This is a genomic window from Rhodopseudomonas pentothenatexigens, assembly GCF_900218015.1.
GTDB classification, from domain to species: Bacteria; Pseudomonadota; Alphaproteobacteria; order Rhizobiales; family Xanthobacteraceae; genus Rhodopseudomonas; species Rhodopseudomonas pentothenatexigens.
In genome coordinates this window covers 57,689-71,113 of sequence record NZ_UFQQ01000005.1, presented here as the reverse complement: position 1 = coordinate 71,113, position 13,425 = coordinate 57,689, and the positions used below count along the sequence as shown (strand labels likewise).

10 protein-coding genes are annotated in these 13,425 nt (G+C 63.2%); 5 read left to right on the top strand and 5 right to left on the bottom strand.

All coding sequences use genetic code 11. From position 1 onward, the window contains the following. The first annotated feature begins 149 nt into the window (after nt 1–149). The 3 genes from DWA33_RS05695 (at nt 150) to DWA33_RS05685 (ending at nt 3,123) form a co-directional block, all read left to right on the top strand. Complete coding sequence (locus DWA33_RS05695) at nt 150–1,064, top strand: NAD-dependent epimerase/dehydratase family protein (protein WP_114357132.1); 915 nt, start codon at nt 150–152, stop codon at nt 1,062–1,064. Between the two features lie 88 nt (nt 1,065–1,152). Beyond that, a complete protein-coding gene (locus DWA33_RS05690) occupies nt 1,153–2,163 on the top strand; it encodes a hypothetical protein (protein ID WP_114357131.1) in 1,011 nt (336 codons plus the stop codon). Nucleotides 2,164–2,340: 177 nt separating this feature from the next. Further along, nucleotides 2,341–3,123, top strand: coding sequence for a cephalosporin hydroxylase family protein (locus DWA33_RS05685; protein ID WP_114357130.1), 783 nt, complete (start codon nt 2,341–2,343; stop codon nt 3,121–3,123). Between the two features lie 119 nt (nt 3,124–3,242). On the opposite strand, the gene DWA33_RS25095 is transcribed toward DWA33_RS05685, so the two are convergent. From DWA33_RS25095 to DWA33_RS05670, 3 genes are read right to left on the bottom strand one after another with little or no spacing between them, the layout of a single operon-like run. Next, a complete protein-coding gene (locus DWA33_RS25095; protein ID WP_167443130.1) occupies nt 3,243–5,276 on the bottom strand; it encodes a glycosyltransferase in 2,034 nt (677 codons plus the stop codon). Between the two features lie 39 nt (nt 5,277–5,315). Continuing rightward, nucleotides 5,316–6,536, bottom strand: a complete 1,221-nt coding sequence (locus DWA33_RS25090) for an ABC transporter ATP-binding protein (RefSeq protein ID WP_167443129.1) — start codon at nt 6,534–6,536, stop codon at nt 5,316–5,318. Nucleotides 6,537–6,552: 16 nt separating this feature from the next. Next, nucleotides 6,553–7,422 carry an ABC transporter permease gene (locus tag DWA33_RS05670; RefSeq protein ID WP_167443128.1) on the bottom strand — a complete coding sequence of 290 codons (870 nt, stop codon included), beginning with the start codon at nt 7,420–7,422 and terminating at the stop codon, nt 6,553–6,555. Between the two features lie 539 nt (nt 7,423–7,961). On the opposite strand from DWA33_RS05670, the gene DWA33_RS05665 reads away from it, so the two are divergent. After that, nucleotides 7,962–8,867: a class I SAM-dependent methyltransferase gene (locus DWA33_RS05665; RefSeq protein WP_114357128.1), complete on the top strand. Its 906-nt coding sequence runs from the start codon at nt 7,962–7,964 to the stop codon at nt 8,865–8,867. Next, nucleotides 8,864–10,261 carry a glycosyltransferase family 4 protein gene (locus DWA33_RS05660; RefSeq protein ID WP_114357127.1) on the top strand — a complete coding sequence of 466 codons (1,398 nt, stop codon included), beginning with the start codon at nt 8,864–8,866 and terminating at the stop codon, nt 10,259–10,261. The genes DWA33_RS05665 and DWA33_RS05660 overlap by 4 nt, the downstream gene beginning before the upstream one ends. A gap of 74 nt (nt 10,262–10,335) precedes the next feature. Here the strand turns inward: DWA33_RS05660 and DWA33_RS05655 are convergent, their stop codons facing one another. Beyond that, nucleotides 10,336–12,066 carry a capsular biosynthesis protein gene (locus DWA33_RS05655; protein ID WP_114357126.1) on the bottom strand — a complete coding sequence of 577 codons (1,731 nt, stop codon included), beginning with the start codon at nt 12,064–12,066 and terminating at the stop codon, nt 10,336–10,338. Nucleotides 12,067–12,070: 4 nt separating this feature from the next. Beyond that, entirely contained in the window at nt 12,071–13,237 is a 1,167-nt protein-coding gene (locus tag DWA33_RS05650; protein ID WP_114357125.1) for a DegT/DnrJ/EryC1/StrS family aminotransferase, read from the bottom strand. Nucleotides 13,238–13,425: the final 188 nt, after the last annotated feature.

The window sequence follows — 13,425 nt, the reverse complement described above, 5'->3', positions numbered from 1 at the left end:
AGACCCGTCCGGATTGCGCGTCGGGCGGTCTTAACCGCCACTCCCATCCCGAACAAGCTATTTCGCCCGATACGGAAATCGGTCGCCCGGGCTGATCACGGCGCGACGCTCGGTTGCATTCCCGGCGCCCCCGCGCCATTTTCCGCGCGATGAAGGTTCTGGTCACAGGCGGCTCGGGTTTTGTCGGTCGGGTGGTGGTGAACGAGCTGCTCGCGGCGGGGCATCAGGTTCGGCTGACGCTGCGGCGTCCCGATCAAACGGCAATCCCGGGCGTCGAACGGGTGCAGATCGGCGATCTGGAGGATCCGATCGACTGGATGCAACCGCTCGAGGGGGTGGATGGTCTGGTTCACGTGGCCGGTCTCGCCCACCAGGGCAAGGACGTTTCGGAACAGCGGCTGTTCGCCGTCAATGCGACGGCGACCGAGCGGCTGATGCGGGCGGCCGCGCGGGCCGGCACTGCTCGCGTGGTGCATGTGTCGTCGCTGCGCGCCATCGTCGGCAGCAGTTGCGACCGGCTGGTCGAAGAAGACCACACCCCGGTGCCGACCAACGCCTATGGCCGTTCCAAGCTCGCCGCCGAAGCGGCGACTCTCGGGGCCGGGCTCAGCGGTGTGATCCTGCGGCTGCCCGTCGTCCATGGCGCGGGCGTACGCGCCAACATGCGGGCCCTCGCCCGACTAGCGGCGCTGCCGGTCCCGTTACCGCTCGACGGGCTGACCGCGCGCCGCTCGATCATCAGCGATCGCAACGTCGCCGCCGCGGTGCGCCATGCCCTGACGTTGGGCAATACCGACATGTTCACCGCGCTGGTCGCGGACCCGCGACCGCTCAATGTCAGCGAGATGATCGGTATCTTCCGGCGGGCGATCGGCCGACCGGCAATGCTGATCGGGGCGCCGCGGATGATGTCGCTGTTGAGCGGCGCGATCGGCCAGCGCGACCGATGGGAGACCTTGACCGGCCGGCTCGAGCTTTCCTGCCGCCGCCTGGCGAAAACCGGCTGGCGACCGCCGGAGGACAGCGAGGCCGGCCTCGCGCGAACCATCCGCGCGCTCCGCTGACGGCCCGCCTGCCTTGAGCAACCTGCCCGATGCCGATACAAAGCCGGCGCAGCTCTTCCCCTCGTCCGGGTCCTTCACAGAAGCCAAAATGTTCGCCAGTTACTTCACCCGCCGACGCCTGATCGCTGCCGGCAAGGCCAAGACGCTGCGGCAGATCTTTCCCGGCTCGGCCGGACAGCCGTTTCCGGCGCTGGCGGCGCTGATCGCGCAATATGGCAGCGGCGGCGCGGCTCCCGAACTGCTGCTGCTCGGGGACTCGGTCTCCGAGCGGATCGCCAACGAGGACACCGACCGGCGCACGCTTCACCAGATGATGATCGACCGGGTCGGGTCTGCGCAAAGCTGCCTGGCGATCTCGCACACGGCGTATCAGCCGGCGATCTACCGCGACCTGATGGAGGTGCTCGCACGGCTGCCGGCATCCCCCCGCGTGGTGATGCTCCCGATCAACCCGCGCGCGTTTTCACCGCAATGGCACGGCAGCCCCTTGTGGGCACTCGAGCAGGAACACGCCGCGATCCGCGCCTGGCTCGCTGATCCCGGCCGCCCGATCCCGGCGATCGCCGACGTCGAAGCCGGCGAAGGGTTCTTCGATCAGTTCGACCGCACACGGGTCCGATTGCAACTGTCGTCGCTGACCCGCAACGGAGATCTGCGCGCAATCTCGCTGATGCCGACGGACAATCCCGCGGAGCAGAAGGTGCGCTATCGCGAATTGTTCGCGTGGCACTACGCCTACACGTTCGACGAATCGCACCCCAAGCTGCTGGCGCTACGCGATGCGATCACGTTGATCGGCCGGATGAACGCCACCGCGCTGTGTTACCTCACACCGATCAACGTCGAGGCCGGACGCGACGTCCACGGCCGACGCTTTCCCGACGTCGCCGCCGCTCTCGCCGACCAGATTGCGCGTGCATTGGCGCCCGCGCTCGGCACCGGCGGACATCGGTTCGTCGACTTCTCCGCCGCACTCGGCCGCGAGTTCTTCTTCAAGAACAACCTCGCCACCGAGCACCTCAACGCACGCGGCCGCGACAAGCTGGCTGCGGCGGCGACAGCACTGCTGATCGAGACCCGCAGCCGTGCACAGCCCTGATTTTCGGTTGCCCGGCATGGGCAGATGAGTCAATCTATGATAACCGTTTAGTTTCAAACGGGTACGAGCGAGACCGACACACTTTCCCGACCATCCCAAACACCTTGACGCGCACTGCTGGGGCGAAGCTCGAAAGCACGTCCGCTTCGAGCGCGTAAGAAGCAGATAAGGACGGATATGGACGATCACGCGAACTTCAAGCGAGAGTGCATCGGCGAGATTCAGCAGCAAGGGGACGATGAGAAACTCAAAGAGCTGACGCTCGAATGGGTGACCACGGCTGCTAAGCACAAGTACTCCTACCATTTCGAATGGCTCGGTCGACCGATCATCCAGCATCCTCAGGATGTCATCGGCATGCAGCAATTGTTGTGGAACGTGCAGCCTGATCTCATCATCGAGACCGGCGTTGCGCGCGGTGGCTCGCTGATCTTTTACGCCAGCATCCTCGAGTTGATTGCCGCGTGCGGCGGCAACGCCGATGCGCGTGTCCTCGGCATCGATATCGACATTCGCGAGCACAATCGCGCGGCGATTGTCGCACATCCGATGTCGAAGCGAATCGACCTGATCCAGGGCTCGAGCATCGCTCAGGCGACCGCTGATGCCGCTCGGGACGCGGCACGGGGCCGCAAGAAGGTGATGGTTTGCCTCGACAGCAATCACACCCGCGATCACGTCGAAGAAGAACTGCGGCTGTACGCCCCGCTCGTGAGCAAGGGCAGCTATTGCGTGGTTTTCGACACGATCATCGACGACCTGCCGGAGAGCCTGTATCCGGATCGTCCCTGGGGCAAATCGAACAATCCTAAGATTGCGGTTCACGATTTCATCAAACAGCTCGAGACGAGCGAGGCGAAATCGCTGGATGGCGCTCCGATGAAGTTCGAGATCGACAAGCAGATCGAGAATCAATTGCTGATCACTGTGGCTCCCAGCGGCTTTCTGCTCCGCGTGTAAAGCCGCTCACTCTCGAAACGTCAGACGAGGAACCTCGCCCTCCGTGTCGCACACGGGGGGCGTCTTGCCTGAACGCTCCTGTTCGCGTCGGCGCGATTCAGAGCGCGCCGGACCATCGATCAGGTGTGGTAGATCTCATCCATCTTGTGAGGATCCTTCTGCTTCGCGTCGAGATCGAGCGACGACAGCATCGGGTAAGGCCGGAAGGTCAGCGGGTCGACCCCGTCGATATGCAAGAGCAGGCAGGTGTTGCGAATTCGGAACAGTGGCCGCTCAGCGAGCGTATATTCTTTGATGAATTGCACGAGGCCGGCGCTCTTGGGCGCATAATCGTGCCACATCACAACGCCGCCCGGTCGGAGCAACTCGAAGGCCTTGAGCGTATCGTTCTTCACCGCCTCGTAGCTGTGATCGGCGTCGACGAAGACGAAGTCGAACTGCTGGCGATACGGCGTCGGGTCGAATTCGAACGAGTTGGCGAAGATCTGGCGAATTCGACCGTCCTTGCCGGTGTTCTTGAAAAAGTTTCCGATATACGGGGCGTATTCGTTCACCGCCGCATCGCCGATGTCGAGGGTGGTGACCTCGGCCTCTTCGTTCACGGCGGTGAGGTGGAACGTCGTGCGGCCCACATGGGTGCCGAACTCGAAGATCCGCTTGGCTTTGATCGCGCCCGCGATCGCGCAGACCATCATCATATCGGCCTTGTTCGGATGGCCGGTCAATTCGTTCATCGCGCCCAGCGGCACCGGCACCTTCAGCGCCTCCGGCATGATCTCACCGAGGTACAACTCCCGGATTCGGCTCGTCTCCACCTGATGGGCGAACGTCACTTCCTTCCGAATGAGCGCGAGCCTGTTCTGCGCGTACCTGCTGGTCGGGACCGCGACGTCAACGCCCACATCGGCCACGCGCTGGACCAGTTGCAGATCGGTGAGACGCCGGACCTCGTTGCGGATGTCGTCCAGACTCTTTCGCGCATCGGACTGTTGCGTCCCGCGCCACTTCACCAGCTTGAAGGTCTCGCGCACCAGCCGGGCGATCAGGATCTCGCCCGCAACCAGGCCAGCTATGCCGCCTGCGAGCAGGAGCAGCAGAGCAACGGTGACCTCTCCGGCCAGCAGCAGAATCACTGCGCAGCCCAGCAGCGCCGCCCCGCCGCCGACGAGGCCGAGCATCACGAGCTTCAAATTCTTCGCGACGAGTTGCCTCAGACGCACGTACAACTGGACCACCATCAAAGCCTTTCCATTTCGCCGCCCGGCCGCGTCTCCCGAGAGCTCGGCTTGAATGAGCTTCCGCAGATTCGAGGCCGCGTGCAGGCCTATGAAAACCGCGTAGCGATAGGCCAGTAGCGGAAGTTTGACCTTCTGCGCAGCCGGGACGATCGGCGATCTCACCATCAGCGAGATGAATGACGCCATCTGCTTCAGCAGCACCGACGGTCGCGACGAATTCCGACGATACGACCACTCGTGGGAACTCTGGATCGATCGGACATATTGCACGGAATCGACAAAACGAAAATCCCCACTCAAGGTGAACTGGCACATGAATTGCCGATCGCCCCCGAGGGTATGGGGAAACAGCAAGATCGACTTTTTCATGAGTTCGGTGCGAAACAGGCCATAAACGAACAGCGAAATCTTGCTGGACGAGGTCATCAGGCGGAAATTTCCAAACCGGGTCCCGCCCATTTCCTTATTGACGTACGGAAACCGGAGTACGTCGATCACATCTCCTTCAGCCCCCTCCCGCCGCTTCACGGCGCACATGGCGACGGCGGCGTCCGGATGAGCATCGAGTTCAGCCGACGTGAGGGACATGAAATCCGGCAGCCAGACGTCGTCGTCGGCGGCCCACATGAAATACTTTCCGCGCGCGGGCGCGACCACTGCTTGGAAATTGGCCACCGCACCCCGGTTCTTCGGCTGTGTGATGATCTTGATCCGGTTGTCCCGCGCCGCATACTCGCGGCAAATTTGCGGTGTCTCGTCGGTCGACCCGTTGTCAGAGATGATCAGTTCGAAGTCCGTAAATCGCGAAGCGAGGATCGAGTCGATCGCCCGCCGCAGATATTGCGCTCCGTTGTAGACTGGCAAACCGACGGTAATGCGGGGGCAGGAGTCGACGGGCATCGGATCGGTGCTCACGGCTATCGCCATCCTTCGATCAGCAATTTCGAGGCGGTCTCAGACCGCGGATTCACGCGACGCCACCGACGATGAACTCGGCTCCGGCCCACCATTGCGCACGTCCCAGGAAAAATCGATCAGGCCGTCGCCCATGGCGCCCTGCTGAATGCGACCGGTGCCGTAATAATCATTATGTGAAACGGGCAGATGGCACATGTTCTGGATCTTGTCGGCGAGCTCGCGATTCACCAGCACGCTGGCCACGATGTCGTAGTGCCCCGGCAGCAACGGCAGCTGCGGCAAGGTGCATACGAACTGGCCGGACTTGGCGCTCAGCGTCAGTTTCGAGCGAATGATGTCGCTGGGCATGCCGAACAGCCGAAAGCCCTTGCTGCCGACGATCACGACGGTGACGATGACGTCGCGTACCTCCTGGTCGAGCACGCTCACATAATCGAACACCAGGCGCGCGCCCGAACCGGCAGGGACGCTGGTGATCGGTTTGCCGTCGAGGTCTTCGAGTTGCATGCCGGTCAGACGGACGGTGCCGGACCCGGGCCTGCCGGCCGTATTGGTCATCTCCGTGCTGCCCTTCGGACCGAGAAGCAGGGAGTTGTACTTCGCCACCACGTGCTCGGTTTCGCCCTTTGCCACGATGGTGCCGTCCTCGATCAGGATTGCACTGGAGCACAGCGACTGGATGGCGCCCATGCTGTGGCTGACGAACAGAACCGTGCGATGATCCTCGCGCGTCAGATCGTTGATCTTGGCGAGACACTTCTCCTGAAACGCGATGTCGCCGACGGCGAGCACTTCGTCGATCATCAGCACTTCGGTTTCCAGATGGGCCGCGACCGCGAAGGTCAGTCGCGACCGCATCCCGGAGGAATACGACTTCAGCGCCGCGTCGATGAACTTGCCGACGCCCGAGAACTCGACGATCTCCTCCATCCGCCGCTTCACCTCCTGCGGCCTCATGCCGAGGATCGCGCCGTTGAGGTAGATGTTTTCGCGGCCGCTGAGGTCGGGGTGAAAGCCGGTGCCGGTTTCGAGCAGCGTGCTGACCCGGCCGCGGATGACGGCCTTGCCGTGGGTCGGATCGGTGATCCGGGACAGGATCCGCAGCAGCGTCGTCTTGCCGGCGCCGTTGCGACCGACGATGCCGAGCACCTCGCCGCGCTTCACGTCCAGCGTGATGTCGCGCAGAGCCCAGAACGGCTTGCCGCCGACCTTGTACTGCTTGCCCAGCTTTTCAATGCTGATGACCGGTTTCGACATCTCGGGAACCGTTTTCCTAAAGCCTGTCGACCATGGTGCGTTCGACACGGTTGAACAGGACCAATCCGTACAGCACGCTGGCGACCGTCACCACGACGGCGAGCGCGATCGACCACAGCGGCACCGCCTGATCGTTCATCAACGACCACCGCATGCCCTGCAGATACACCGCGAGCGGATTGAGATAGTAGAACACCTGGTGGCGCTCGGAGACCAGGCTGATCGGATACACCGCCGGCATCGCGTAGATCAGCACCCGCATCGCCACAGGAAGCGCGATCATGATGTCGCGACGCTCGACCGAGTACGACGCGAGGATCAGGCCGAAACCGAACGTGACCAGCACGAAGCCGGCGAGAAACAACGGAAAGTAGAACACGTGGATCGGCGGGATCACGCCGTAGAACGCCATCATCGCGAAGATGATCAGCATCGACGACGCCAGATCGACCAGATTGGTGGTCAGCGCCGAAAGCGGCGTGATCAGCCGTGGGTAGTACACCTTGCTCATGATGCCGGCGGCGCCGGACAGCGAGTTAGCGACCTCGGTCAGCGCCGAAGCGAAGAACAGATATACGACCACGCCGAAGAACACGAACAGCACCATCGGTACGCCGGGGCTCTGCACCCCGAGTAGATGGCCGAACACGAGGGCGTAGACCAGGCAGAGCAGCGCGGGCCGCAGCACGATCCAGCCGTAGCCGAGAAGCGTCGGACGATAGCGTGCACGTAGATTGCGCAGCACGAAGAACTTCAGCAGATAGCTGTATTCGAACACCTGCGGGATGCCCAGCCGGGTCAATCCGCTGTGCGGCCGGATCAGGATCGTGCCGCCGGCCGACTGCATGCCGCCGTCGTCGTCCTGCCTGTTCGAATTTGCTGTCATGAAAGCCATCTGTTCGGGCACTTTGAAGGCCGGCGCCGCCGTTCGAAACGGCAGCCCAACAGGCTCGGCCGCGCCCGCCCGGACCCGGCTTCGCCCTCCCTCCGATACGGATTTGCAGGCCGGAAATCTACCCCAAAGACGCCCCCCTCCCAAATTCCCGCGAGAGCGGAACCGCGGCCACAATCGGGGAAATCGGGCGAGTCGGCACGGCTCCCGCCGCCGTGCGCCGATCAACCAACGGCGCGGATTCAAGGCCGGGCGAGTCTCTTCCCGACGATGTCCGCGCCCGCAGATTTCACGGTTGGCCGGACCGCCGAGACGTCGCCGCACGCAATCACAATCCACAGATCGGGCCGCCCGGATAATATGGGTTGTCGGTGCAAAATGGAGTGTGCTAACAGCACCGGCGACAAGCGCAGCGGTCCGGTCCCGATTTCCCGTGCGACGCGGTTCTCGACGACAAATCAAGCCTTTCGCAGACGTGCCCAGACGACCGAACGGCACGATAGTGCCATCCCGGCAGCGACGGACTCCAGACAATGTTCAATCGAATTCTCCGCCGCCTCGCCTCGAAGGTCGCACCGCCGGCGACCATCGCCGCGGCCACGTCGGGCAAATTGAGCTTTCTCGACCAGTACATCCGGGGCGGCCGGATTCCGTGGTCCCCGGGATACGCCAAGTTCAAGAATCAGCTGATGATCGACACGATCGCCAGCGCCGACATGATGCGGCGGTTCGCCGAACAGGCGCCTTTGCCGGACGGCTACGGCCCGCATATCGACGAGCGATGCGTGGAAATTCCGTGGTCGCTGGCCAATCTCAAAGCGTCCGATAGACCGATGATCGACGCCGGCTCGGTGCTGAACGAGCCGTGGATCCTCGCTCACGACAAGCTCACCAAGCGCGAGCTGGTGATCTGGTCGCTGATCATCGATCAGTTTCCGATGCGACGCAATCTGTCCTTCGTCCACGGCGACTTCCGCAAGCCGCTGCTGCGATCCGGCACGTTCGACTCGATCGTGTGCATTTCGACTCTCGAGCACGTCGGGATGTGGCCAATTCCGTCTCCGCCGTTCGCGGAGAATCTGGCCAAACCTCAGCCGGCCAAGGATCTGTTCGGCTATCGGTCCGCTCTGGCGACGTTCCGCGACCTTCTCATTCCCGGTGGCCAGTTGCTGCTGACGCTGCCCTACGGATACAAGGAAGATCAGGACTGGCTGCAGATCTTCGACAGCGCCGGGGTCGACGATGTCGTTCAGAGCTTCGGCGGCGAAGTCGCCAACCGAACGATCTACAGCACCTCGCCGAACGGCTGGCAGGTCACCACCCCGGAGGCCGCCGCCGGGCTTCGCTACTATAATTTCGTCAAGCAGCCGGAACGCGACCCAGATATGCCCGCGGCTGCGCGCGCCGTCGTGTGCCTCGATCTTCGGAAGCCGCATTGAACGTTCCCAGCCCTCGGCCGTTTCTGGTTGCGATCGACGCGCAGGTGTCGACCAAGGTCACCGGCGGCACGGAAACTGCGCTGTTCACTCTGCTGGAGGCGTTGCGGGACACGCGCCCGGACGACCCCGTTTTGGTGATCGGGCTGACGAAGAGCACGCACGAACTGGACCCGTTCCTTGGGCCCAGCATGCGCTCGATTCCATGGCCGGTCAGCTACACCTGGTACGTGGCGCAAGAAGCACAGGCGAAGCGCTACAGCCCTCGCTTCCAGAAACTGGCAGCGGCGCTGCCGCTCGGTGAAGAGACCATCGCGCAATTCCATCGGCGTTTCATGGAACGGCCGATGAGTCCCCGCGTAACCGCGCTCGCCAGGAAGTACCGCGTTTTCCGACACTGGACCCCGATTGTCTGGCGCGTCTACGCCGGGCTACGCTACGGCGCTGCGAGTCTTCCGCCCGGCAACGGCGATCGAATCCTGAAAGACCAGGGTGTCGACGTCATCCACTTCCCCTATCCGCATCACTTCGACACGTCGGTCCCGTTCGTGTTCGAACCCTGGGGTCTGCCGCACCTGCACGAGAAGGAGCTGTTCTCGGAGGGCGAGGCGGAATGGATGGACGAGCTGTTCGGCGACGGTTGCCGCAAGGCGAAGATGGTGGTGACGGCGACGCGCTGGGTGAAACAGGACCTCGCCCGGCACTACGGCCTGGACCCCGACAAGATCGCCGTCATTCCCCGCAAGCCGCCGCTGTTCAAGGAAGATACGTCCCTGGTTGAACTTCCTCCCGGAACGCCGGAGCGGTTCGGCCTGTTTCCGTCGACCACGTGGCCGACCAAGAATCACATTCGGCTGTTGCGGGCAGTCGCATTGCTGCGCGACGAGCGCGGTCTTCGCGTCAACCTGGTCTGTCCCGGCCGCACCAAGACGACCAACTGGCCGGAGATCAAGGCCGAATGGGAGCGGCTGAAGCTGCAGGACCAGGTCCTGTTCCCTGGATCGATTCCGCTGCCGCAGCTGATCGCGCTGTTCAAGAAGGCCAGCTATCTGGTGCATCCCTCGACCTTCGAAGGCCTCGGCCTTCCACTGATCGAAGCGTTCCAGTACGGCCTGCCGGTGCTGTCCTCGACCGCGACCTGCAAGCCCGAGGTCGTCGGCGACGCCGCGATTCTGTTCGACGCGCTCGACGAGCGCAGCATTGCCGACGCGATCGCCAAGGCCGAACAATCGCCCGAATTGCTTCGGGATCTCGCCGCGCGCGGCACACGCCGAGTCGAGGAAGCCTTTCCCGACCCCGCAAAACTCGCCGACATGTTCATGACGGTGTATCGGCACGCGGCCGGACGGCCGCTCAACGACAGGCAGGCTGCGCTGCTGAAGGAAATGCTGGCCTAGCCGCCGATCGCGGCGGACCCGCAGAGACGATGTGCCCCTCTCCTGCCGGCGGCGATCATCGCCGGCCATGTGGTTCAGTGCAGATCGTGCGGAGTCAGCCGTTCGGCTTCGTAGATGAACGGCGCACCCGAGACGATGCCGTCGCAGAGCACGTCCAGCCCCGGAAACCGCGTCGGCAGCAATTCGTCGAGCCGCGACAGCTCGATCCGGTACGGCGGCCACGAATCCGGAACCGACACCAGGAACGGCACCGGGACCATTCGTCGGAAGAAGAAGTGATACGCGTATTTACGCGCACGCACCGTCTGCGCCTCGTCCAGCCGGCTCGCCAGCGGCAACGTGTCGAGCAGGCTGAAATACGCCGCCGAGCTCTCGACATCCATCGTGAGCCCCTTGTTGCGGATCCACGCCTCGCCGGCGACGATTACCGGAATGCCCCGCGCGGTCAGCTCGACGCCGGTCTTGGTGCCGTAGATGATGACCGCATTGCAGCGGTCGGCGACGGCGTAGGTGCTGGTCTTGCTCTCCGGAGGGATGATGAAGATATTCGGCGGCAGGTTGCCGCCGCAATAGCTCATGATCGCCTCGGCGACCGGCTGGCGCGACACCGTCTGACCACCGGGCGGCGCCAGCTCGCCGGGATGCACCCGAACAACCAGTTGCAAATCGGGGCGGCCGGCGAAGTACTTCACGGTCTGCTCGACCCAATCGAGCATGCCCGAGAAGGCATTCGCCGGATAATGCAGCTGCGCGTCCCAGACGACATTGGTCAGCATCCCGATGATCGGCTTCTTGAGATCGAGCCCGACCTCCGCGGCGAAGCGCGCCATATCCTCGTCGGCGTCGCGATTGAACCAGATCCAGTCGCGACTGCCGCCGCGCCGGCTGTCGAGATAGGTCAGGATGTCCTTCTCGTGCTTCGGCGACCACGCCATGTTTTCCCAGGCCGACACCGGCTCGTTCATCAGGGTGTGATGATAGGTGTCGTTGTGGCTGAAGATCGCGCATTGCGCGCGATAGGCCAGATTCCAGGCCACGGTGTGAATGTTCGCGGACCGCGCCACCGCGTTGATGATGCCGTGCGGGGTATAGATCCCGTGATTGGTGACGATGGCGTCGTAGCGGTTCGTCTGCAGCAGGCGACGCATCGCCAGCACTACGAGCAGTCCGGATTCGAGATAGCGGCGCAGCACCTCGTCACCTTCCGGCTCGCCGGAAAGATCGCCGATGCCGTAATAGCGAAGCGCACCCGCGCTGCAGTGCTCGCCGACCGGCAATCCGTCGAACTGGAAGTCGGCGATCTCGGCGGTCGGAACGGTGCGCGACAATTCCTGGGCGCGCTGGCGATCTTCATCGGTCAGCAGACGTCCGAGTTCGATGCGCTCCAGATCGGTCTTGCCGAAAACCGCCTTCCCGCGCTCGTAGCAGCCTTCGCAGAACACCTGGGACAACTCGCCCCGGACCAGCCGCTGCGGATCGATGCCGCTGATCTTGGAACGCAGGCAGGCGGGCAACGCCGCATCGCAGATCAGAGTGTCGACTTTCACGCCGCGCAACGTCAGGGCGATGTTGAGCGCGCTTTCCAGAACGGTGAACTGCGGATGGCCGCCGACCGCCGTCGCCATCAGCACGCGCGGACCGGTCTCCGCGCGCTTCTTGGCATCGGCCCACAATGTCGGATTGGTCGCGATGATTGCGGCCCAGTCCGGTAGTTCGCCGCTACGCTTCTGGGTGCCCTTGGCAACGCGCACCTCTTCGACGACGGGCCGAAACAGCGCCTTGATCTTGCGTAACAGGGTCGACATTCGATCAGACCGCCGCGGTTCGCCGGGAATAGGCCGGGACCGCAGCCGACGCGCCGAAGAAGCTGGTGACGCCGTCGATCACCCGCTCGACGGCTTCCGGCGCCATGCGCGAGTGCAGCGGCAGCGTCAGCACCTCCTCGACCACCTTGTCGGTGACGCTCATGTCGCTGCGGCGACAGTTCGCGAAATGCGTGTGCTTGTGCACCGGGATGAAGTGGATGCCGACGTCGATCCCGCACGCGTCCATATGGGCGATCAGCGCCTCGCGACGCCCGTCGAGCACGCGCAGCGAATAGATGAACGGTGAAACGTCGGTGAAATCGGTGGCCGGGACACGCACCCCGTCGAGCGTCCGAAAAGCGTTGCTGTAGGCGCGGCAAACCGCCTGGCGGGTCGAGATGAATTCTTCCGCGCGCTTGATCTGCGAGACGCCGACGCTGGCCATGATGTTGGTCAGGTGATAGCGGAAGCCGTCGCAGTGAACGTCATAATCCCAGGCACGCTTGTTCTTGTAGCGCAGCGAGGTCTCCTTGTTGACCCCGAGAAACCGCATCCGCTGCAGGTGCTCGGCCTCCTGCTCGCTTTTCAGCACGACGCAGCCGCCGTCGATGCTGGTGACGATCTTCACCGGATCGAAGCTGTAGGTGCAGATGTCGCCGTAGGAGCCGATCCGCCGTCCGTCGATCCGGGTGCCGAAGCCGTGCATCGCGTCCTCGATGACGCGCAGCCCATGCTTGTTCGCCAGCGCATAGACGCCCGCCTGGTCGCAGGGGATGCCGGCGAAGTGCAGCGGAATGATCGCGCGGGTCCGGTCGGTCACCAGGCTCGCCGCCTTTTCGACATCGATTCCGAGATTGTCGTCGCGGATGTCACACATCACCGGGACACCGCCCGCCAGCCGGATGGCCTGATGGTCGGCGACATAATCGAACGAGGGAACGATCACCTCGTCGCCCGGCTGCAAACCAGCTGCCAACAGCGCGATATGCAGGGCCGAAGTTCCCGTATTGGTCGCGACGACGATCCGATCCGTCTCCAGAAAAGTCTGTATCCGCTCTTCGAAGTCCTTGGTGGTGGCACCCATGCCCAACCAGCCGACATCGAGCGCATCGGTGAGATGCTTAAGCGTGTCGACGCCGATATACGGCGCAAAAACCGGAATACGTTCCAAGCGATCTGCCTTTCAGGATTGCCAACGACGACAGTCTGGAGATGTCCCGGCGCAGCATGTCACCACCGCGCTGCTTTATTACGTTAAAGCCGAAATGCCTTCAAGAGACCGACGAAGCCAAGCACGGTCGGAGGTGTGGAGCACGCTCGACAATCGGGGCAATCCAATTGCAGGATGCCGGAATTGAT

Coding starts and splice junctions, on each gene's coding strand:
- DWA33_RS05695 (WP_114357132.1), top strand. CDS start 150: ATGAAGGTTCTGGTCACAGGCGGCTCGGGTTTTGTCGGTCGGGTGGTG.
- DWA33_RS05690 (WP_114357131.1), top strand. CDS start 1,153: ATGTTCGCCAGTTACTTCACCCGCCGACGCCTGATCGCTGCCGGCAAG.
- DWA33_RS05685 (WP_114357130.1), top strand. CDS start 2,341: ATGGACGATCACGCGAACTTCAAGCGAGAGTGCATCGGCGAGATTCAG.
- DWA33_RS25090 (WP_167443129.1), bottom strand. CDS start 6,536: ATGTCGAAACCGGTCATCAGCATTGAAAAGCTGGGCAAGCAGTACAAG.
- DWA33_RS05670 (WP_167443128.1), bottom strand. CDS start 7,422: ATGACAGCAAATTCGAACAGGCAGGACGACGACGGCGGCATGCAGTCG.
- DWA33_RS05665 (WP_114357128.1), top strand. CDS start 7,962: ATGTTCAATCGAATTCTCCGCCGCCTCGCCTCGAAGGTCGCACCGCCG.
- DWA33_RS05655 (WP_114357126.1), bottom strand. CDS start 12,066: ATGTCGACCCTGTTACGCAAGATCAAGGCGCTGTTTCGGCCCGTCGTC.